The sequence below is a fragment of the Leclercia sp. UBA1284 genome (assembly GCF_002308415.1).
Taxonomy (GTDB): Bacteria; Pseudomonadota; Gammaproteobacteria; order Enterobacterales; family Enterobacteriaceae; genus Enterobacter; species Enterobacter pneumoniae.
This window is the reverse complement of sequence record NZ_DBUS01000006.1, coordinates 864,324-886,578: the sequence shown is the minus strand read 5'-3', so window position 1 is coordinate 886,578 and position 22,255 is coordinate 864,324. Positions and strand designations below refer to the sequence as shown.

The window sequence follows — 22,255 nt, the reverse complement described above, 5'->3', positions numbered from 1 at the left end:
AATTACTGGCCACTTAGCACCCTCGCCGGATCGATTCGGCTTGCGCGACGCGCCGGATACCAGCTTGCCAGCAGACTCAACAAAAGTGCTGTAATCAGCACATAAACGACGTCCAGCCAGTGCAATTCAGACGGCAGGAAGTCAATAAAATAGATATCGCCAGAGAGGAACTGATGGCCGATTAGACGCTCAATTCCATTGATAATTGGGGTGAGTTGCAGAGAAACCACTACGCCAATCACTACACCACAGAGGCTTCCCAGCAGCCCGGCGAGCAAACCATACCAGACGAAAATGGCACGAATAAGACCGTCTTTGGCGCCGAGAGTACGCAGCACCGCAATGTCGCCACTCTTGTCCTTCACCGCCATCACCAGCGTCGAGACAATGTTAAAGCAGGCCACGCCAATCACCAGCACCATCGCCAGATACATAATGGCGCGGATCATCTGAATATCGCGATACATATAGCCATAGGTGCCAATCCAGCTCTTGATATAGACATAGCTATTGGTCACTTCGCCTGCGTCGCGCACCAGCTTGTTAGCGTTAAAGACGTCGTTCACCTTGATGGCAATACCGGTGACGCTGCTACCCATATCCAGATACTGACGGGCATCTTCCAGCGGGACCATGGCAAAGCTGTGATCAAGCTGGCCGCTCAGCTGCAGGATGCCGGTAACGTGCAAGCGCACGCGCTTCGGCTGCTGCAATTTATGATCGGCGCTGGCATTCGGGATCATGATCGAGACCCAGTCGCCCTGCTTCACTTTCAGCGCGTCGGCAACCCCTTTGCCTATAATGATCTGTTGTTCGCCCGCTTTAAAGCCCGTCCATGCGCCGTCTTTCACAAATTGCGGCAATGCGCTCAGTTTCTCTTCCTGACGAGGGTTAACCCCCTTTACCTGAATCGCGCGCAGGTTAACGCCGCTCTCCACCAGGCCGGTAAAGTTAATATAAGGCGCAGCGGCAGCTACACCGGGCACCTTCTCTACTTTATTTAGCGCCTCGTTCCAGTTATTCCAGGGTTGATTAACCGGCTCGATCTCGCCATGCGGCACCACCGCCAGAATACGGTTGTTCAGCTCGCGCTCGAAACCGTTCATGGCGCTCAGGCCGACGATTAATACCGCCACGCCCAGCGCGATACCCACGGTGGAGATCACCGAGATCAGCGATACCATGCCGCTACGGCGGCGGCCACGGCTAAAGCGCAGGCCGATAAGTAACGATAATGGTGAAGCCATTAATCTGCCCCCATCAGGGTCAGTTCCGCATTCAAACGGCCGTCGCGCATCTCAAGCTGGCGCGACATCCGTTTCGCCAGCTGCAGGTCGTGGGTCACGACCAGGAAGGCTGTACCCTGAGAGGCGTTCAGTTCACCTAGCAGCTGGAAGATGCTGTCGGCGTTACGGGCATCCAGGTTACCGGTCGGCTCATCCGCCAGCACCAGACGCGGATTATTGACCAGCGCACGGGCAATGGCCACGCGCTGGCGTTCACCGCCAGAGAGTTCCGATGGACGGTGATTACCACGATGGCCCAGACCAACTGCATTCAGCATCGCGCTGGCGCGCTCATTGATCTCTGCCGGTCTCTTTTTACCGATCAGCAGCGGCATGGCCACGTTTTCCAGCGCGGTAAAATCGGGCAGCAGATGGTGGAACTGATAAATAAAGCCCAGCTCGCGGTTACGCAGATCGGCCTTCGCCGTTGAAGACATGGTACTGAGCGGCGTACCGGAGAAAATCACATCCCCGGAAGTGGGGGTATCCAGTCCGCCGAGCAGGTGCAACAAGGTACTTTTGCCAGAGCCAGAGGTCCCGACAATGGCCATCATCTCCCCCTCTCCTACGCTGAAGCTGACATTGTGCAGGACATCAGTCTGCACGTTGCCTTCCTGATAGCGTTTGCACAGGTTGTCGCATTGCAACAGGATCTTATTCATAACGTAAAGCCTCAGCGGGTTGAGTGGCGGCAGCGCGCCAGGAAGGGTAAAGCGTAGAGAGCAGCGCAATGGCCATCGCGGCCAGCGCGATACCCACGACCTGCAGCGGCTCGATGGCGACCGGCAACGCCGCGCCATCAAGCAGTGAGCCGATAATAGGCATTAAATTGTTCAACTGGCTGGCGAGCAGCGCCCCCAGTACGGCGCCCAACAGCGCACCGACAATCCCGGCGCTGGCCCCCTGAACCATAAAGACCGCCATAATCTGGCGCGGCGTCAGCCCCTGGGTCTGGAGAATCGCCACCTCGCCCTGCTTCTCCATTACCATCAGCCCCAGCGAGGTAATGATATTAAACGCCGCCACGGCGACGATCAGGCTCAGCAGCAGGCCCATCATATTCTTTTCCATGCGCACGGCCTGGAACAGCTCGCCTTTGCGGTCGCGCCAGTCCTGCCATTTGGTCCCTTCTGGCAGGGTCTGCTGGCTGAGCACGTCAACCTTCAATGGCTCATTCAGCCACAGACGCCAGCCGGTGATATTGCCCGCCGGGTAGCGCATCAGGCGTGAGGCATCCTGAATATTCACCAGCATCTGATAGCCATCGACTTCACTGCTGGCGGCAAAGGTGCCAATCACGTTAAAGAGACGCTGGCTCGGCAGGCGCCCCATCGGCGTAAACTGGCTGGCAGAAGGCACCATGATCCGGAGTTGATCGCCACGGTTTACGCCCAGTTGCCCGGCCAGCTGTTCGCCAAGGATCACGTTATATTGGCCGGGCTGCAGGTCGGTCTGCTTCACATTAACCAGATAAGGGGTGAGCGGATCTTTTTGCGCCGGATCGATACCGAGCATCACGCCCACCGCCACGCTGCGGGCGCTTTGGAGCACCACATCACCGGTGGTAAGCGGCGCGACGCGGTTTACGCCCTGCAACTTCACCGCGCTTTCCGGTAGCTGTTGAGGGTTAACCGACCCGTTGGCAGAAGAGAGAACGGCCTGCGGCATCAGCCCCAGAATATTGTTTTGCAGCTCGCGCTCGAAGCCGTTCATCACCGACAGCACCGTCACCAGTGCCATCACGCCAAGCGTAATGCCAATGGTAGAGAGCCAGGAGACAAAGCGACCGAAGCGGTCCGCGGCACGCCCACGCATATAACGTAAGCCTATGAATAGTGCGACAGGTTGGTACATGAAATCCGTCTGTTTGCTGATAGCAGACCCACGAGTATATAAGCGAATCCGTGAAGCGTAAATGACTGAAACCCTAAGCTTTGCTTCTCATTTTTCCGAAAAAACAACGGAAATCAGTCAGCTAAGGTCACAATTGTGGACAACTTAGCCGCAAACTCCCTCCACCTTTTCTTAAAAACGCCCGGATACAGACTCTTACCCATTACATCACCAGCGCCCCTTAGCAGACTTAACGGTTCGTTTTTGGCAATACAGGTATCGGTTTCCGATGAAACAAAAAGCATTATGGATTAATCAGATAAAAGGACTTTGCATCTGTTTAGTGGTCATTTATCACTCGGTGATCACTTTTTATCCGCATCTGGATGCACTACAACTTCCCCTTTCAGCGCTGCTGGCGAAATGCTGGGTCTACTTTAATCTTTATCTCGCCCCTTTTCGTATGCCGGTATTTTTCTTTATCTCCGGTTTTTTGATTCGCCGGTACATCGACGAGGTGACCTGGCGTGACAGTATCGATAAACGGATCTGGAGCATCGTCTGGGTGCTGATTCTGTGGGGCGTTCTGCAGTGGCAAGCCCTGAGCCATATCAACGCCTGGCTGGCACCCGAGCGCGAACTGCCCCACGGCTCCAATGCGGCTTACGCCGCTACCTTACCGGACTTTATCAAAGGTATGCTCACCGCCAGCACCAGTCTCTGGTATCTGTACGCGCTGGTGGTCTATTTCACCCTGTGCAAATTCTTTAGCCGCTGGAAATTGCCCATGATCGCCCTGCTGGCGCTGGCAAGCCTGGCGATTAACTTCCTGCCGTTACCCTGGTGGGGCATGAACAGCGTAGTCCGTAATGCCATCTACTACAGTCTGGGGGCCTGGTACGGCGCACAGCTGATGACATGGATGAAAGGGCTGGCGCTGCGTCGTAACGTGCTACCGGTGGCGCTTTTCGCCGCAATTTCGGTCGTGCTGTGGTTTGCCAACGCGCCGCTGCTGCTCTCACTGCTGTCGATTCTGCTGATCATGAAGCTTTTTTACGGCTTTGAGCAGCGCTATAGCGTGCAACCGAACAATCTGCTGAACGTGATTGGCTCCAACACCATAGCCATCTATACCACGCACCGCATTCTGATCGAGGCTTTCAGCCTGTTCTTTATCGGCCAGATGAATGCAGCAACATGGCCTCAGTGGGCGGAACTCACGCTGGTGCTGTTTTACCCGTTTGCCAGCCTGCTGATCTGCACCCTGGTTGGACTGGGTACACGTAAACTGTCGGGCATTCTGTTTGGCGATCTTTTCTTCTCCCCCCCAGCGCTACAGGCTTCACGCTAGCCTCCAGGCGCTCCCGCCGGGGGGCGCCTTCTCCTCCCGTGCGGTTCCGGTTTGCTAAAGCAAAACGATCAAGGATAATAAAGACATTGTGTATCAGTGATATGCCCATAAGAGATCCTGACTAAGCTATGTCTGAACTAAATCGTTATTCCCTGCCCAACAAAGCGGGCGACCAACGCCAGTTGGGTGAACTCACGGGCGCGGCCTGCGCCACGCTGGTGGCGGAGATCGCTGAACGTCATCCGGGGCCGGTGGTGCTGGTTGCGCCAGATATGCAGAACGCCCTGCGCCTGCATGATGAAATTCGTCAATTTACCGACAGCCTGGTGTTCAGCCTTGCCGACTGGGAGACCCTCCCCTACGACAGCTTCTCTCCGCACCAGGAGATTATCTCTTCGCGCCTGTCGACGCTGTACCAACTGCCTTCTATGCAGCGCGGAGTGTTGATTGTGCCGGTCAATACGCTGATGCAGCGCGTCTGTCCCCACAGCTACCTGCATGGCCATGCGCTGGTGATGAAAAAAGGGCAGCGTTTGTCGCGTGATGCGCTGCGAGCGCAACTCGACAGCGCGGGCTATCGTCATGTGGACCAGGTCATGGAGCACGGTGAATATGCTACGCGCGGCGCGCTGCTCGACCTCTATCCTATGGGCAGCGATCGCCCTTATCGTCTGGATTTCTTCGACGATGAGATCGATAGCCTGCGCGTATTCGATGCCGATACACAGCGAACGCTGGAAGAGGTAGAAGCCATTAATCTGCTGCCGGCCCATGAGTTCCCGACGGATAAAACCGCCATCGAGCTGTTCCGGAGTCAGTGGCGGGATAAGTTCGATGTGAAACGTGACGCTGAACATATCTATCAGCAGGTGAGCAAAGGCACCTTGCCCGCGGGCATTGAATACTGGCAGCCATTGTTCTTCAGCGAGCCGCTGCCGCCGCTGTTTAGCTATTTCCCGGCCAATACCCTGGTGGTGAACACCGGCGATCTGGAAAGTAGCGCAAACCGTTTTGAGAGCGAAACCCGTGCGCGTTACGAGAACCGCGGCGTAGACCCGATGCGTCCGTTGCTGCCACCCGAACAGCTGTGGCTACGCAGCGATGAACTGTTCAGTGAGCTGAAACGCTGGCCGCGCATGCAGCTTAAAACTGAAAATCTCGCAGAAAAAGCGGCAAATACCAATCTCGGTTTCCAGAAACTGCCAGACCTGGCGGTGCAGGCCCAGCAGAAGTCACCGCTGGACAATTTGCGCAAATTCCTTGAAAGCTTTACCGGCCCGGTGATCTTCTCCGTAGAAAGCGAAGGCCGCCGTGAAGCGCTGGGCGAGTTGCTGGGGCGAATTAAGCTCGCACCTAAACGCATTCTGCGCCTCGACGAGGCGACCGGGAATGGCCGCTATCTGATGATCGGTGCCGCCGAGCATGGCTTTGTCGATACCCTCAACAACCGGGCCCTGATCTGCGAAAGCGATCTGCTGGGCGAGCGCGTGGCGCGTCGTCGCCAGGATAGCCGTCGCACCATAAACCCGGACACGCTGATCCGTAACCTGGCAGAACTACATCCAGGCCAGCCTATCGTCCATCTGGAGCATGGCGTGGGTCGCTACGCCGGGATGACTACCCTTGAAGCAGGCGGCATCAAGGGGGAGTACCTGATGCTCACCTACGCCAACGACGCCAAACTGTATGTGCCCGTCTCTTCGCTGCATCTGATCAGCCGCTACGCCGGCGGTGCGGAAGATAACGCCCCGCTGCATAAACTGGGAGGCGATGCCTGGTCGCGTGCGCGTCAGAAAGCGGCAGAGAAAGTGCGTGACGTGGCGGCGGAACTGCTGGATATCTATGCTCAGCGTGCGGCCAAAACGGGCTACGCCTTTAAGCATGATAAAGAACAGTATCAGCTCTTCTGTGAAAGTTTCCCCTTTGAGACCACACCGGATCAGAGCCAGGCGATCAACGCTGTGCTGAGCGACATGTGCCAGCCGCTGGCGATGGACCGACTGGTGTGCGGCGACGTCGGCTTCGGTAAAACCGAAGTGGCAATGCGCGCCGCCTTCCTCGCCGTGGAGAACAACAAGCAGGTGGCGGTACTGGTACCGACCACCCTGCTGGCACAGCAGCACTACGATAACTTCCGCGACCGTTTCGCCAACTGGCCCGTGCGCATCGAAATGCTGTCCCGTTTCCGGAGCGCTAAAGAGCAGACGCAGATCCTGCAGGAGGCAAGCGAAGGCAAAATCGATATCCTGATCGGTACCCATAAACTGCTGCAAAGCGACGTGAAATGGAAAGATCTGGGACTGCTCATTGTCGATGAAGAGCACCGTTTCGGCGTGCGTCATAAAGAGCGCATCAAAGCGATGCGTGCGGATGTGGATATCCTGACCCTCACCGCAACGCCGATCCCCCGTACGCTCAATATGGCCATGAGCGGCATGCGCGATCTGTCGATTATCGCCACCCCACCGGCGCGCCGTCTGGCGGTGAAAACCTTTGTACGCGAGTACGATAGCCTGGTAGTACGCGAAGCGATCCTGCGCGAAGTGCTACGTGGTGGACAGGTTTACTATCTGTATAACGACGTGGAGAACATCCAGAAGGCCGCAGATCGACTGGCCGAACTGGTGCCGGAGGCCCGCGTCGCCATTGGCCATGGCCAGATGCGCGAACGCGAGCTGGAACGGGTCATGAATGATTTCCACCACCAGCGCTTTAACGTGCTGGTCTGCACCACCATCATTGAAACCGGCATCGATATCCCGACGGCGAATACCATCATTATTGAACGTGCGGACCACTTTGGTCTGGCGCAGTTGCACCAGCTGCGTGGCCGCGTGGGCCGTTCGCATCACCAGGCTTACGCCTGGCTGTTAACCCCGCACCCGAAAGCGATGACCACCGACGCGCAAAAACGCCTCGAAGCCATCGCCTCGCTGGAAGATCTGGGGGCAGGTTTTGCGCTGGCGACCCACGATCTGGAAATTCGCGGCGCGGGCGAACTGTTAGGGGAAGACCAGAGCGGCTCGATGGAAACCATTGGCTTCTCGCTCTATATGGAATTGCTGGAAAACGCCGTCGATGCCCTGAAAGCGGGACGGGAGCCGTCGCTCGAAGATCTGACCAGCCAGCAAACGGAGGTCGAGTTACGCATGCCTTCTCTGCTGCCGGATGATTTCATCCCTGACGTCAATACTCGCCTCTCCTTCTATAAGCGCATCGCCAGCGCCAAAAAGGAGGCCGAGCTGGAGGAGATAAAAGTCGAGCTGATCGATCGCTTTGGCCTGCTCCCCGATGCGGCACGTAATCTGCTGGATATCGCTCGCCTTCGTCAGCAGGCGCAGAAACTGGGTATTCGCAAGCTGGAAGGTAACGAAAAAGGGGGCATGATCGAGTTTGCTGAGAAGAATCACGTCGACCCGATGTGGCTGATTGGCCTGCTGCAGAAAGAGCCCCAGCACTTCCGCCTGGACGGCCCGACCCGTCTCAAGTTCACCCAGGAGCTGACGGAGCGCAAGACCCGCATGGAGTGGGTACGAAACTTTATGCGCCTGCTGGAAGAGAACGCCGTCGCCTGATCCCCCTCCCCGGCTTGTCTGACAGGCCGGGGATTTACAAACTCTTTGCAATCTCCTGCCACTTTTCGACACATCTATTCACCATAATTATCAATTAACGTTCAGATAACATGAACCCAATTATTGCTATGGATTTTGGTGATGATGACTCAACGATTTTCTCGCTGGATAACGTTTTTTGCGCTGGTCGCCACCGTCGCCCTGGCCCTCCCTGCGTGGGCTAACACCTGGCCTCTCCCTGCTGCAGGAAGTCGTCTGGTGGGTGAGAACCGCTTTCACGTAGTGGAAGATGACGGCGGCTCGCTGGAGGCGATCGCAAAACGCTATAACGTCGGTTTTCTGGCCCTGTTACAAGCCAACCCGGGCGTCGACCCTTATGTTCCGCGCCCGGGCAGCGTACTGACCATCCCGCTGCAAACATTACTGCCGGATGCACCACGCACAGGCATTGTGATCAACCTGGCCGAACTTCGCCTCTATTACTACCCGCCTGGAAAAAATGAGGTGACCGTCTATCCCATCGGTATCGGGCAGTTGGATAGCAATACGTTAACACCCACCATGGTGACGACCGTCTCGGACAAGCGCGCCAATCCGACCTGGACCCCGACGGCGAATATTCGTGCCCGCTATAAAGCCCAGGGCATCGATTTGCCTGCGGTAGTGCCTGCCGGGCCGGATAATCCGATGGGCCATCATGCTATTCGTCTGGCAGCCTACGGCGGCGTCTATTTACTGCATGGCACTAACGCGGATTTCGGTATCGGTATGCGCGTCAGCTCTGGCTGTATTCGTCTGCGTGATAACGACATCGAAACCCTGTTCCGGGTAATAACCCCGGGCACGAAGGTCAATATCATCAATACGCCGATTAAAGCCTCCGTGGAGCCCGATGGCCGACACCTCGTGGAGATCCATCAGCCCCTGTCGAAAAACATCGAGGACGATCCGCAAACCTTGCCCATCACGCTTAATGCCAGCATGCAGGCTTTTAAAAGCCAGGCTGACGGCATCGTGATGGAAAGAGCGATGGAGGCGCGTTCCGGAATGCCCACCGATGTCACCCGACACGTGGCTGCCAGCCAGTCTATGTAAATAAAAAAGGCCCTGCATATGCAGGGCCTTTTTTTAGCAGTGGTAAAGCAGTGGCAGTATGAGGGTTTAGCCAGGGCTTATTTGTAGATAACAGCAGTACCGTGCAGGTTGTTAGGACCGGCCACGGAGGTGATGCGATAGGATGTTGCACCCATCTCATCGGCTTTTTGGGCCAGTTCACTTTCCAGAGAACTCAGGTTAGTCCCTGCATTGGCAGAAATGGTGCCCACTTTATGCTGATCGGCAGGTGTGGTCTGCACCTGAACCGCGGCGAAGCTGGCGAAAGAGAGGGAACTGAGCAGGGTTGCAGCGATCAAAGTTTTTACGTTTTTCATGATTATAGCCTTTTGACAGATGAATTTGGGGTCGCAAGTTAATTACTTAACGATCGATAGGTAAATCATAAGTGTGATCCCCATCACGCGTCAACATTATTTTTATAATGATCATTAAATTAATTTCAAATCCTTTATTTTTCATAAAGATATGATTAAATTATTTTTCTGAAATGAGTGCTGGTCGCGCCATGAGATTATTTTTATAATGGTTATTCAACAATCCAACTAAGGTACGACGGCCTATGACAACCACACTGACGAGTTGCGCTAAAAAAAGCCGTGGCCGACCTAAGGTGTTCGACAGGGACGCGGCGCTTGATAAGGCCATGACACTCTTCTGGCAACATGGGTATGAGGCGACATCCCTCGCGGATCTGGTGGAAGCGACGGGTGCGAAAGCGCCAACATTGTATGCAGAGTTCACCAATAAAGAGGGGCTGTTTCGCGCGGTGCTGGATCGCTATATCACCCGGTTTGCGGCGAAACATGAAGCCCAGCTGTTTTGTGAAGAGAAGAGCGTTGAGCAGGCACTGAGTGACTATTTCACCGCAGTAGCAACCTGCTTCACCAGTAAAGAGACCCCGGCGGGCTGTTTTATGATTAATACCTCCGCCACCCTTGCCGCCTCTTCTAAAGAGATTGCGAATACGGTGAAATCGCGCCACGCCATGCAGGAAGAGACACTTGGCCTTTTTCTTCGCCAACGGCAACAGCGCGGTGAAATCCCGGCCCAATGTGAAACAGACCGGCTGGCGCAGTATCTCAGCTGTGTCCTGCAGGGAATGTCTATCAGCGCACGTGAAGGGGCAACCCTCGAAAAACTACAGAGCATCACCCGGACCACGCTGCACTTGTGGCCTGAGCTCATTAAGATGTAAACCTGCCACAGAAAGAGGGTTTGGCCTGTTAAACGATAGGCCAAATCTTTCTCATAAATTAAGGCGTTTGCTATCCTTAACTTGTGATTATTGTTCTGCTAATGATTAGCAGCCGTTCAACACAAGTTGCGCAAACGTCATGACGACAACAACAACAATGACGTTTACTCTCCTGAACCCTGTGCGGGCGGCAAAATCGTACTTCTCCTCAAGGACAAAACACTTTCTGACTACACATACAGAAGGATTGATAGAGATGATTTTGCTATTACCATTATTGAAGGTGTTAATAGTAATAACATTGTTATTTGGTCTCTGGATTTTATGTGGTGGTTCTGTGTTATTTGCTTTTATCTCCATCCTGCTTACAGGATGGTTTTTACACCGCCAGCATAATCTCTTCGATATCTGATAACTGTGGACATGAAAAAGACCTTAAACCTGCCGGGATCGAGACGGGCGTTTAAGGTCTTTTTATTGCAGGCATAAAAAAGCTCCCCAGCCTGAGCGAATGGGGAGCAAATGCAGAGTACAGCTTTTTTATGCTTTGTTATTCAGGACCAGCTGACCCTTATCGTTCAGCGGGATCTGGCTGCCAGGATCTTTGTCCATACGGATTTTCCCCTGCTGTTCGCCAATTTTGTAGGTCACGTCGTAGCCAAGCATTTTTTCGGACTTGTCATACACGGTCTTGCAACGCTGCTGGGTCGTGGTGTAAGTATCACGATCCTGCATGGCGCCCTGAACCTGGTTGCCGGCATAGCCGCCACCCAGCGCGCCGACAACGGTGGCAACATCTTTACCGCGGCCACCACCAAACTGATGGCCCAGAACCCCACCCGCTACGGCACCCAGTACGGAACCGGCAATACGGTTCTCATCCTGCACAGGCCGACGATGCGTTACGGTGACATTACGGCACTCCTGACGCGGCGTTTTTACGGTTTCTTTAATCGGTGTGGCAGAGACAACCTGAGCATATTGTGGCCCACTCTGAAACACATTTAGACTGGCAACCGCCGCCACACCCAGCGCAGCAGCTACGCCAATCCCTATACCCGCTAACATTGACTTATTCACGGGGCTTCCTCCTTTGTGTTGCTATTGGTAACAATTCTGCAACCAGACAGAGGGGTCTGCAAATGGGATAAAGGATTAAAAATGTGGTACGACAGGGGAAACCGAAGTGATTCAGAGAACTCCTGGACTTTCAGGGGCACTGAAACAGAAGGATCTGCTGAATAAGCCCCTCCGACGAGTGCGGAGGGGCGAGACGATTAATGCAATTTCAGACGTGGACGTATCACGCGGTTGATTCTGCCTACCAGCATCATCAGGCCTGTTTTGAAGTAACCGTGCAGTGCAATCTGGTGCATACGGTACAGAGAGATGTAGACGAAACGTGCAATACGCCCTTCTACCATCATTGAACCCCGCATCAGGTTGCCCATCAGGCTACCGACGGTAGAAAAGTTAGAGAGCGATACCAGAGAACCGTGGTCTTTGTAGACATAGTTCTTCATCTCTTTCCCTTTGCGCTGCGCCAGAATGTTGTGCAGGACCAGACTTGCCATCTGGTGTGCGGCCTGAGCGCGTGGTGGCACGAAACCGCCTTCCGGGCGGGCGCAGGAAGCACAGTCGCCAATGGCGAAGATATCGGGATCGCGCGTGGTTTGCAGCGTAGGTTCGGTTACCAACTGATTGATACGGTTGGTTTCCAGGCCGCCGATCTCTTTCATGAAATCAGGGGCTTTAATACCCGCCGCCCAGACCATCAAATCGGCCTGAATATACTCACCTTCTTTGGTATGCAGACCGCCCGCATCGGCACTGGTCACCATGGTCTGCGTCAGTACGCGCACGCCGAGCTTGGTGAGTTCGTTATGCGCGGCACTGGAAATACGCGGCGGGAGCGCAGGCAGAATACGTTCGCCTGCTTCAACCAGGGTCACGTTCAGCGCATCGTTCGTTAGCCCTTTATAACCGTAGCTATGCAGCTGTTTCACCGCGTTGTGCAGTTCAGCAGAGAGCTCCACGCCGGTGGCCCCGCCGCCCACGATGGCGATGTTCACTTTACCGCTCGCCCCGAGGTTATTGGAGTACTTCAGGAACAGGTTCAGCATCTCCTGATGGAAACGACGCGCCTGGTGCGGGTTATCGAGGAAGATGCAGTGCTCTTTCACGCCCGGTGTGTTGAAATCATTAGAGGTACTGCCCAACGCCATTACCAGCGTGTCGTACGCCAGTTTACGCTCTGGCACCAGCAGCTCGCCCTTCTCATCACGCAGCTCTGCCAGAGTGATGGTTTTACTTTCACGATTGATATCCACCACGGAACCCAGCTGGAACTGAAAATCATGGTTGCGGGCATGTGCCAGATAGCTCAGGGCGTCCACCCCTTCATCCAGAGAACCGGTTGCGACTTCGTGCAGCAGCGGTTTCCACAGGTGGCTATGGTTACGATCCACAAGCGTAATTTTGGCTTTTTTGCCGCGCCCAAGCTTTTTACCTAGCTGCGTCGCCAGCTCTAGCCCGCCTGCGCCGCCGCCCACAATCACTATCTTTTTCAATGGCGTAGTCAACGTGACCCCCTCAAATTATTAACCAATTGTTAAGTAAAAGTTATAGAAATAACCTTTACTTAACAAAGGGTTACCGCACTGAAACCATTCAACACTTTCGAGAATAGCATGTTCGGTGCATTGGTCATACCAAAATTGATATTAATCAAGTTTTGCCGTTTAAATGTTAATCAATTATGGCAAAAGAAAACCCGGCTAACCGAGAGGCGCCGGGTTTTTCTACTGCTTAGCACAGGGATTAGCCGAGGGTTTTAAAGGCTTTTATGCGTTGCAGATGGTGAGAGATGTTTTTGAACTTATGGGTCTGTTCTTCGTCCCAAACAATCTCATAATAGGGATGCAGCAGTTCGGCCGAGCGGTGGCTGTTCAGCGCTTCATCGTGGCGTGAGAGCACGACCAGACAGCGGTCGCGGTTCTTCTCGCGAAAGTTACTTACGCATTTGGTGGCAATGTCGACATACTCTTCCGGGCGGTCGATTTTGCCTTCCATGTTCTCGTTCGGCAGCAGGTTAGGATTAAAGATCACCTGACGGATATCACAGAGAAAACCGATCCGCTCTGCCCAATAACCGCCCAACCCCACACCGCAGATCAACGGCCGATCGTCGACATTTAATTGCAACATCTTATCCACCTCTTTCAGCAGATGCTGCATGTCGTGCTTAGGATGGCGCGTGCTGTAGCTAATCAGACGTACATCCGGGTCGATGAACTGCAGTTGCAGAACTTTTTCATGGTTACCGGGACTGTTCGAATCAAAACCGTGCAAATAGATGATCATCGTATCCTCGCCACACTTCTCATAACAGGAAGGGATTATTGGCCCGCTTTGTGCGCCTGCCAGCGTTCATTCAGCGCCTCTAGCTGCGCGTTGACCGTCTTCCAGCGTGCTGAATCCATCAGTTCCTGACGGCTAAATGAACCTTTATGATACAATTGTGTAACACGGTCAGCTTTGATCGGCGACAGGTTATCAAGCACACTTACCGCGCCTTTACGATTATTGCAGACCAGGATCATATCGCAACCCGCGTCCAGCGACGCCTGACCGCGTTCAGCATAACTGCCCATAATTGCCGCCCCTTCCATCGACAGATCGTCTGAGAAGATCACGCCATTAAAACCCAGCTCTCCACGCAACACGGTTTTGAGCCAGTGCGGAGAACCGCTGGCCGGGCGCGGATCGACGTCACTGTAGATAACATGCGCAGGCATGATGGCATCCAGCTTGTTATCGGTAATCAACGAGCGGAACACGGCCATGTCCTTACTGCGGATCTCTGCTTCGGGACGTGGGTCGCGCGGCGTCTCTTTATGCGAATCCGCCGTTACCGCCCCGTGGCCCGGGAAGTGTTTACCGGTGGTTTTCATACCGGCATCGTGCATACCGTCAATAAAGCGGGTCGCCACCGCCAGCGCTTTTTGCGGGTCGGCGTGGTATGAACGCTCACCGATGGCGGCGCTGATGTGCCCCACATCCAGAACCGGCGCGAAGCTGATATCGATATCCATGGCGATCATTTCACTCGCCATTAACCAGCCAGCCTCTTGCGCAAGATTCCCACCCTCTTCCATACCCAGCAGCGCGGCAAAGGACTGTGCCGCCGGCAGGCGGGTAAAGCCCTCACGGAAACGCTGGACGCGCCCGCCTTCCTGATCCACCGCGACGACCAGGCGATGGCGGGAAGCGGCGCGGATTTGGCGCACCAATTCACGCAGCTGCGCCGGATCGTGATAATTTCGGGTAAAAAGGATTAGCCCCCCCACCAGCGGATGCGCCAGAATTTCACGCTCTTCCGCATCCAGTTCGTACCCTTCCACATCCAACATCACTGGACCCACAGTACCCTCTCTTATCCTTTTGTTTGTAACTGCTGCCAGATGTCATCGGCGAGCGTAATAAATTGTTTGTCTTGCGATTGTTGCCAGCGCAGCTCATACCAGCCAGCCATCAACATCAGCACCCAGGGACGCCAGCGTCTGACCTGACGGTGCAATTGCCGCACTGGCAACCTGGCGAGATGAGCATATTCTGTCAGTAGCACCTGACGTTGCGTTTCATTTTCCGTCCACACGCTCGCCAGCTCCAGGGCGATATCCCCGTCGCCGCAATATTCCCAGTCAAGTAACCGCGGGCCGTTGGCCGTGTGCACAATATTACCTGCATGCACGTCCATATGCAGTGGCGCCAGTCGCAAGGGTGACGGCTCGCCCAGTTTGCGCAGACGCTTTAACTGTTGTAGCCATAACGGCGAACGACGCGAAGGCGAAGCTTGTAGCCAGTAGCGCTCAAGCAGCGGCATCAAAACGATCCGCCAGCCAAACGGCGGCTGTCGGTGAAGATGATACAGCATAGCCGCCAGCGCCCGGGTGGCCGGGAGGGCCTGTTTCACTTCGCCCGGAAGATACTCCACGGCCATCCAGCCAGGAGCAATAAAACGCGGCTGCGGCGCCAGCGTCTCAGGAAGGTGGCGTAACGCATGATAGTGACGGCGAAAATGAGCCGGTGAACCCAGCGCGGTATGATACTGACGCAGTACCAACCGGTGATTATCGTGCTCAATAATGGCGCTCGCGCCGCTCAATCCCGGGTGGGCCTGCGGCGCGAGGAGTCGATATTGCGGAAAATAGCGCGACAGCAGCGTGTCGCGCGACAGGTTAGCGTTGCTGAACTGCACCTTTGCCCGACCAGATGATCTCGCCTGTCTGAACCAGCATCAGCTGCATTTGCAATGCAGGTGCGTTGACGTTGCCGGTAGCGCTGGAGTAGAGCACATACTGTGCGCCGACGTTACGGGCAATGCCAATGGCTTTACTACGCGAACCCAGGCTGTCCTGCGGAGAGAGCCCAAGCTGCTGCTTGGCGACCGCCAGCTGCTGCGCGGAAACCAGGGTAAATTTACCGTTATTGGCCAGCGCATTGCGCAGGGTTTCCGTGGCTTCGCTTGCGTTCAGCGAACCGTTTGTACGGTTATTCACGCTATCCACCAGCAGCACGCTGCCGGAGGTCACGCCCTGGGCCTGCAGCATTTTGTCCATCATCGGCTGCATGGTGCCGTTCCAGTCATAATGACGTTCGCGCGGCGTGGGCTGTGCAGTTTCGTCCGGATGCTCAATCGGGCCCGGCTGTGAAGGGACCGAAGGAACCGACGGCACAGTTGGCACCGGTTGCGTTGGCTGGGTAGGTTGCTGCGTACCCGGTTTCGCCTCGTCAACGGGCGCAGGCGGTTGCTCCGTACGGGTAATACAGCCGGAAAGGAAAAGTGCGAAAGCCGTGACCAGCGCGTAACGAGTCAGGTTCTTAATCAAGGTTCACCCCTTACAAATAGAGATACAGTCTGACCTTGTGCGCGCCCAGATAGTTGGCGCTGCCATACAGCGTAACCGACTTCTTAGCCGGAATGGTTACGCTACGCGGCGCCTCAAGCGGGTGCATTTCAAGGCCTCTGGCGTCATACCAGAAAAAACGGTAATGGACGGTAACAGGTACGTTTCTTTCATTAAATAGCGTTGAGGACGCAGACGGCTGGATTTCACTGATGGCCAGCGACGGTGCCTCTGCGGTGATCCCCGCCGCCAGCACGGAGGACTCCATAATCAACGTCTGGTCGTCGTTGACGGGGATAGCCGGACGCGAACTGCACCCCACCAGCACCAGTCCTACCATCAGCGCAGCAATACGCCCATTTAGCATGTCATCAACCTTTATGCGCCAGCATCGGCCCCAGCGGACGACCGCCCAGTAGATGCATATGAATATGATAGACTTCCTGGCCGCCATGGCGGTTGCAGTTCATGATTAAACGGTAGCCGTCTTCAGCAATGCCTTCCTGCGCGGCAATTTTTGCGGCTACTGTCAGCATACGGCCTAATGCCAGTTCATGCTCAGTTTTCACGTCATTAGCCGTCGGAATCAGAATATTAGGAATAATCAGGATGTGTGTAGGTGCCTGAGGCGAAATGTCGCGGAAAGCGGTCACCAGATCGTCCTGATAGAGGATGTCGGCCGGGATCTCGCGGCGAATAATTTTACTGAAAATAGTTTCTTCAGCCATGACGTTTTCCTTATTACTTTTTTAATCAGACGTCGTGCCCGGCAATCTCATCCTGCGGGCGCACTCTTCAGTGACACAGAATAAGAGTATGAGCGAGTTTCTCTAATCCTTTCAACCTTATCCCGTGAATTCTTTCCTTATTCCCCTCTTGCTGGTCGCAGAGTGACCAGCTACCCACCCCGTCAGACTAAAACATAATTTTAATTCACCGGATTACATCTGTTTACACGATGAATCCTAATGCGTATATTTCGCATTTGCATTTTCATGCGCATTTTGAACATACAAATGATCCCAGACCGAATGCAGGACTGGGGCGCTTTTTACAACTCACTCAGAAAGGGTTTGATAATGTCTTTCATTCATCATACCAGGGACGGGCAACGTCAGCCTGCCGCAACCCCCTCGTTGCTGGCAGCCTGTATTGCGATGGCATTGATGCCGACCGTAAGTTTCGCTGCAACGTCGGAAGAGACGGTTGTTGTTGACGGTTCTACGTCAAACGACCAGCCTGACGAAGCGCAGGACTACAGCGTAAAAACCACCACTTCCGGCACCAAATTACTGCTTGTTCCACGCGATATTCCGCAGTCCGTCAGCGTAATTAGCCAGCAGCGTATGCAGGATCAGGAACTGAACACCATTGGGCAGGTGCTGGATAACACCACTGGGGTAAGCGCCTCCCGCATTGATACCAGCCGGACTAACTTCTACTCCCGTGGCTTCTTCATCAGCAACTTTGCTTATGAAGATATGCCTACTTTCCTTGATAACCGCTGGAACTTCGGCGACACCGCCGGCGATACCGCCATCTACGACAAAATTGAAGTGGTCCGCGGCGCGGCGGGCCTGATGAGTGGAACAGGCAATCCTTCAGCCTACGTCAACATGGTCCGTAAACATGCCGACAGCAAAGAGTTCAAAGGCTCAGCCTCTGCCACTTACGGCAGTTGGGATAAACAGCGCTATGTGCTGGATTTGCAGGCCCCGCTGACCGACTCCGGCAATGTGCGTGGCCGCGTCATTACCGGTTATGAAGACAGGGATTCTTTCGTTGAGCGTAACCACTACCGTAAGAAGTTCATCTATGGCGTAGTGGATGCGGACGTAACGGATTCGACCACACTCTCCCTCGGTTATGACTACCAGGAAAGCGAAGAAGACAGCCCAACCTGGGGCGGTTTCCCGTCGCTGTTCAGCGATGGCAGCAAGACCCATTTCCGTCGTGAATTTAATACAGCCGCTAACTGGACCTATTCGAATGTCGATTCAACCAAGGTCTTCGCAAACTTAACGCAGCGCTTTGATAACGGCTGGGAAGCGAAAATCAACGCCATGCATGCGGAAACCAATTTCGACAGCAAGCTGATGTACATTGATGGCTATCCGGACAGAACCACTGGCCTGTACGACGCGAGCAGCTTCCAGGGAGCCTGGGGCGGCTGGAATAAAGGCGAGCGTAAACAGGACTCGGTGGATGCCTTCGTTCGGGGTGGTTATGAATTGCTGGGTCGTCAGCATGAATTGATGTTAGGGGGAAGCTACAGTCGTCAACGTAATAACTACGACAACTCCTACCCGGTGAATGATAATTATGGCCTGATGGACGTGGGCAACATTTACGATTACAACGGTAACCTGGCCGATCCAACGTGGTCTGGCTTCACGCTGTATCAGCGGGATGTGATCCGTCAGAAATCAGTATATGCCGCAACTCGCCTCTCTCTTGCCGATCCGCTGCACTTGATTCTGGGCGCGCGCTACACCGACTGGAGCGCCAAGTACAACCTGGAACGTAAACCAAATGAAGTGCGGTACACCGACTTCCACGATATCACCCCTTATGCGGGTCTGATTTACGATATCAACGATACCTGGTCGGCCTACGCAAGCTACACGTCTATCTTCCAGCCTTCCGGGCAGCGTGACATCAACAGCAACTTCATCGACCCCACCACGGGTAAGAGCTATGAAGCAGGCGTCAAAGGTGACTGGTTCAACACTCGCCTGACCGCAACGTTCGCTGTATTCCGTATTGAACAAGATAATGTGGCCGTGAATACTGGCACAACCATCCCTGGCTCCGGCGGACAATCTGCCTACAAATCTATCGACGGTACCGTCAGCAAAGGCGTTGAGTTTGAACTGAACGGTGCATTGACCGATAACTGGCAGCTCACCTTTGGTGCCAGCCGCTACATTGCTGAAGACGAAGACGGCAATGCGGTTAATCCGCAGCAGGCGCGCACCACCATGAAGCTGTTTACCCGTTATCAGTTGCCAATGTTGCCAGAGCTAACCGTCGGCGGCGGTGCGCGCTGGCAGAACAAAACCTGGTATGATTTCGAAACGCCAGGCCCTAACGGTACCAGCAAGATTACTCAGGATGGCTACACCGTTGTCGATCTCTTCTCACGTTATCAGGTGACCAAAGACTTTGCCGTACAGGCAAACCTGAACAACGTCTTCGACAAAGAGTATTACGACTATCTGGGAACCTACGGCGTTTATGGCGCACCACGAAACTTCTCGGTTAGCGCAAGCTACAGTTTCTGATTAGATGTAAAACATACAGGGAGCCAGCCGGCTCCCTTTTTTTATCTATGCACTTTGCTCAGCCCTCGCCGGATATACCCATTTGATCGTGAGCAACGATGACCATTGGCCACCCGGTTGCGCCAATAAAAAAGGCAGCCATGCGGCTGCCTTAGTCTCCCCAGGTCACAACTTAGCTGTTGCGGATGTACTCATCCATTTCGGTTTTCAGGTTATCGGACTTCGTCCCGAAGATAGCCTGTACACCAGAACCTGCAACAACTACGCCCGCTGCGCCCAGTTTTTTCAGACCCGGCTGGTCTACTTTCGCAACATCAGCAACGCTCACACGCAGACGAGTGATACATGCGTCCAGGTTAGTGATGTTCTCTTTACCGCCGAACGCTGCAACCAGGGCCGGAGCCATTTCGCTGGTCACGCCTGCTTTGCTGTCTTCTGTTGCATCTTCACGACCCGGTGTTTTCAGGTCCAGTGCTTTGATCAGCACGCGGAAGATGGTGTAGTAAGCAATCGCATAGCCCGCACCCACGATTGGGAACAGCCACAGTTTGCTGCTGTTACCCGACAGTACGATAAAGTCGATCAGGCCGTGCGAGAAGGAGGTACCGTCGCGCATACCCAGCAGGATACAGATAGGGAATGCCAGGCCAGCCAGTACTGCGTGAATGATGTACAGGATCGGCGCAACGAACATGAAGGAGAACTCGATCGGCTCGGTAATACCGGTCAGGAACGAGGTCAGCGCTGCGGAGATCATGATACCGCCCACTTTTGCACGGTTCTCTGGTTTAGCAGAGTGCCAGATAGCAATTGCCGCAGCCGGCAGGCCGTACATTTTGAACAGGAAGCCGCCAGAGAGTTTACCTGCAGTCGGGTCACCCGCCATGTAGCGTGGGATATCGCCGTGGAAGACCTGACCTGCCGCGTTGGTGAATTCACCAATCTGCATCTGGAATGGAACGTTCCAGATATGGTGCAGACCGAACGGTACCAGGCAACGCTCAATGAAGCCGTAGATACCGAACGCCACTACCGGGTTCTGATACGCAGCCCACTGGGAGAAGGTCTGGATAGCGGAACCAATCGGTGGCCAGATGAAGGAGAGAATCACGCCAGTGAAGATCGCCGCCAGACCAGAGATGATTGGAACAAAACGCTTACCAGCGAAGAAGCCCAGATACTCAGGCAGCTTGATGCGATAGAAGCGATTGAACATATATGCCGCAATCGCACCCGAGATGATACCACCCAGAACACCGGTATCAGCCAGGTGTTTTGCCGCGATTTCTTCAGCAGGTAAATGCAGCACCAGAGGCGCAACGACCGCCATGGTCTTAACCATGATGCCGTAGGCAACGACCGCGGCCAGTGCGGATACACCATCGTTATTCGTGAAGCCGAGGGCAACACCGATTGCGAAGATCAGCGGCATGTTTGCAAAAACAGAACCACCTGCTTCAGCCATAACATGAGATACGACGGCTGGCAGCCAGCTGAAGTTAGCCGAACCGACGCCCAGCAGGATACCTGCGATAGGCAGTACGGATACTGGCAGCATCAGCGATTTACCGACCTTCTGCAGGTTAGCAAATGCATTCTTAAACATAATTGAGAGTGCTCCTGAGTATTTGTGCTTTTTTTTACGCTTTCACGCATTGGCACGGGGGGAGAACCGCGCCGTGGACAGGACATCTAAGTGCCCTTTATTTATTACACAGAGTAAAATAAATCTCCGCGTCGTTGTTTGACGGTTATCACGTTTCAGCTTATGGCATCCTAAAAACTTGCAGTTTTTTACAAAATAGATGTCAAAGTGTTTCCAAAATCGTCTCTACCGCCCCTTTCAGGGCGGAGAACTTTACTCGCTTTAACTATTAATTACGAGCCTTAAAAAAAGAGGTTAATCAGGCAGATTGCAGGCGGGAGGGGTCGATATGAAACAGGCTGGCAAAGTTTTCAGTAGTAATGCGTGCCAGTTCTTGAACCTCGACGCCTTTCAACACGGCCATATAGTCGGCCACATCCCGTGCCATTGCGGGCTGATTCTCTTTACCGCGATGCGGTACCGGTGCCAGATAGGGAGAATCGGTCTCCACCAGCAAGCGATCGAGCGGTACATAACGCGCCGCATCGCGCAGCTGTTCAGCATTACGGAACGTCACAATCCCGGAAAACGAGATATAAAACCCCATATCCAGCAGCTTACCTGCTGTTTCTCTATCTTCTGTGAAACAGTGTAGTACGCCTCCACAATCCGTCACCTTTTCTTCGCTAAGGATCGCCAGGGTGTCGGCACGTGCATCGCGGGTGTGAACAATCACTGGCTTGTTCAGCTCTCGCCCAATACGGATATGGTTGCGGAAGGACTCCTGCTGACGCGGTTTAGTTTCCGGCGTGTAAAAATAGTCCAGCCCGGTTTCGCCCATAGCGACCACGCCCTCTTCTGCCGCGAGCCGGCGCAGATCGTCCACGTCGTAGGCTTCATCCTGGTTAAGCGGATGGACACCGCAGGAGAAGACGACGTTATCACGCACCCCCACCAGCTCGCGCATGCTGCGGTATCCTGGTAACGTGGTCGCGACCGCCAGGCAGAATTTCACGTCGCGTGCGGCGGCTTTCGCCAGCACATCATCGACGTCTTTATGGAGTGTTTGGTAATCAAGGCCATCGAGATGGCAGTGTGAGTCGACTAAAAACATAATGTCT

19 protein-coding genes are annotated in these 22,255 nt (G+C 54.4%); 5 read left to right on the top strand and 14 right to left on the bottom strand.

Features of this window, described 5'->3' with window-relative positions:
- Positions 1-2 precede the first annotated feature (2 nt).
- The 3 genes from lolE to lolC are packed head-to-tail and all read right to left on the bottom strand — an operon-like array spanning position 3 to position 3,140.
- The gene (lolE, locus tag B3511_RS07405) at positions 3-1,247 is read right to left on the bottom strand and encodes a lipoprotein-releasing ABC transporter permease subunit LolE (RefSeq protein ID WP_040076119.1); all 1,245 of its coding nucleotides are present in this window, start codon (positions 1,245-1,247) and stop codon (positions 3-5) included.
- Positions 1,247-1,948: a lipoprotein-releasing ABC transporter ATP-binding protein LolD gene (gene lolD / locus B3511_RS07400; RefSeq protein WP_040076120.1), complete on the bottom strand. Its 702-nt coding sequence runs from the start codon at positions 1,946-1,948 to the stop codon at positions 1,247-1,249. Before lolD ends, lolE begins: the two co-directional genes overlap by 1 nt.
- Positions 1,941-3,140 (bottom strand): lipoprotein-releasing ABC transporter permease subunit LolC, encoded by a 1,200-nt coding sequence (gene lolC / locus B3511_RS07395; protein WP_286778000.1) that lies wholly within the window; start codon positions 3,138-3,140, stop codon positions 1,941-1,943. Before lolC ends, lolD begins: the two co-directional genes overlap by 8 nt.
- 268 nt (positions 3,141-3,408) lie before the next feature.
- On the opposite strand from lolC, the gene B3511_RS07390 reads away from it, so the two are divergent.
- The 3 genes from B3511_RS07390 (at position 3,409) to ldtC (ending at position 9,140) form a co-directional block, all read left to right on the top strand.
- Entirely contained in the window at positions 3,409-4,470 is a 1,062-nt protein-coding gene (locus tag B3511_RS07390) for an acyltransferase family protein (RefSeq protein ID WP_233802216.1), read from the top strand.
- A gap of 128 nt (positions 4,471-4,598) precedes the next feature.
- The gene (mfd, locus tag B3511_RS07385) at positions 4,599-8,045 is read left to right on the top strand and encodes a transcription-repair coupling factor (protein WP_286777999.1); all 3,447 of its coding nucleotides are present in this window, start codon (positions 4,599-4,601) and stop codon (positions 8,043-8,045) included.
- 141 nt (positions 8,046-8,186) lie between these two features.
- Entirely contained in the window at positions 8,187-9,140 is a 954-nt protein-coding gene (gene ldtC / locus B3511_RS07380) for a L,D-transpeptidase LdtC (RefSeq protein ID WP_414671872.1), read from the top strand.
- A 77-nt stretch (positions 9,141-9,217) separates the two neighbouring features.
- Here ldtC and bhsA read toward each other — a convergent pair whose 3' ends face one another.
- Positions 9,218-9,475 carry a multiple stress resistance protein BhsA gene (gene bhsA, locus B3511_RS07375; RefSeq protein WP_040076128.1) on the bottom strand — a complete coding sequence of 86 codons (258 nt, stop codon included), beginning with the start codon at positions 9,473-9,475 and terminating at the stop codon, positions 9,218-9,220.
- Positions 9,476-9,720: 245 nt separating this feature from the next.
- Between bhsA and B3511_RS07370 the strand changes: the two genes are divergently transcribed.
- Positions 9,721-10,356, top strand: coding sequence for a TetR/AcrR family transcriptional regulator (locus tag B3511_RS07370; protein WP_286777996.1), 636 nt, complete (start codon positions 9,721-9,723; stop codon positions 10,354-10,356).
- A gap of 540 nt (positions 10,357-10,896) precedes the next feature.
- Here B3511_RS07370 and B3511_RS07365 read toward each other — a convergent pair.
- The 8 genes from B3511_RS07365 to hinT all read right to left on the bottom strand — a co-directional run bounded on the left by B3511_RS07365 (position 10,897) and on the right by hinT (position 16,993).
- Entirely contained in the window at positions 10,897-11,436 is a 540-nt protein-coding gene (locus B3511_RS07365) for a glycine zipper 2TM domain-containing protein (protein WP_072039520.1), read from the bottom strand.
- 197 nt (positions 11,437-11,633) lie between these two features.
- Positions 11,634-12,938: an NAD(P)/FAD-dependent oxidoreductase gene (locus B3511_RS07360; protein ID WP_040076133.1), complete on the bottom strand. Its 1,305-nt coding sequence runs from the start codon at positions 12,936-12,938 to the stop codon at positions 11,634-11,636.
- A gap of 238 nt (positions 12,939-13,176) precedes the next feature.
- Positions 13,177-13,719: an alpha/beta hydrolase YcfP gene (ycfP, locus tag B3511_RS07355; RefSeq protein WP_040076135.1), complete on the bottom strand. Its 543-nt coding sequence runs from the start codon at positions 13,717-13,719 to the stop codon at positions 13,177-13,179.
- Between the two features lie 35 nt (positions 13,720-13,754).
- Positions 13,755-14,780 carry a beta-N-acetylhexosaminidase gene (nagZ, locus tag B3511_RS07350; RefSeq protein WP_040076136.1) on the bottom strand — a complete coding sequence of 342 codons (1,026 nt, stop codon included), beginning with the start codon at positions 14,778-14,780 and terminating at the stop codon, positions 13,755-13,757.
- Between the two features lie 11 nt (positions 14,781-14,791).
- Positions 14,792-15,616, bottom strand: a complete 825-nt coding sequence (gene thiK / locus B3511_RS07345; RefSeq protein ID WP_286777992.1) for a thiamine kinase — start codon at positions 15,614-15,616, stop codon at positions 14,792-14,794.
- Positions 15,597-16,247: a penicillin-binding protein activator LpoB gene (gene lpoB / locus B3511_RS07340; RefSeq protein ID WP_286777991.1), complete on the bottom strand. Its 651-nt coding sequence runs from the start codon at positions 16,245-16,247 to the stop codon at positions 15,597-15,599. The genes thiK and lpoB overlap by 20 nt, the downstream gene beginning before the upstream one ends.
- Before the next feature lie 10 nt (positions 16,248-16,257).
- The gene (locus tag B3511_RS07335; RefSeq protein ID WP_046885692.1) at positions 16,258-16,632 is read right to left on the bottom strand and encodes a YcfL family protein; all 375 of its coding nucleotides are present in this window, start codon (positions 16,630-16,632) and stop codon (positions 16,258-16,260) included.
- Between the two features lie 4 nt (positions 16,633-16,636).
- Complete coding sequence (hinT, locus tag B3511_RS07330) at positions 16,637-16,993, bottom strand: purine nucleoside phosphoramidase (protein ID WP_040076141.1); 357 nt, start codon at positions 16,991-16,993, stop codon at positions 16,637-16,639.
- A 351-nt stretch (positions 16,994-17,344) separates the two neighbouring features.
- Here hinT and fhuE point away from each other — a divergent pair, with 351 nt between their 5' ends.
- Complete coding sequence (fhuE, locus tag B3511_RS07325; protein ID WP_046885693.1) at positions 17,345-19,549, top strand: ferric-rhodotorulic acid/ferric-coprogen receptor FhuE; 2,205 nt, start codon at positions 17,345-17,347, stop codon at positions 19,547-19,549.
- A gap of 172 nt (positions 19,550-19,721) precedes the next feature.
- Here the strand turns inward: fhuE and ptsG are convergent, their stop codons facing one another.
- Together ptsG and B3511_RS07315 are read right to left on the bottom strand one after the other, a co-directional pair.
- Entirely contained in the window at positions 19,722-21,155 is a 1,434-nt protein-coding gene (gene ptsG, locus B3511_RS07320; RefSeq protein ID WP_040076144.1) for a PTS glucose transporter subunit IIBC, read from the bottom strand.
- A gap of 298 nt (positions 21,156-21,453) precedes the next feature.
- Positions 21,454-22,248 (bottom strand): metal-dependent hydrolase, encoded by a 795-nt coding sequence (locus tag B3511_RS07315; RefSeq protein WP_040076145.1) that lies wholly within the window; start codon positions 22,246-22,248, stop codon positions 21,454-21,456.
- Positions 22,249-22,255: the final 7 nt, after the last annotated feature.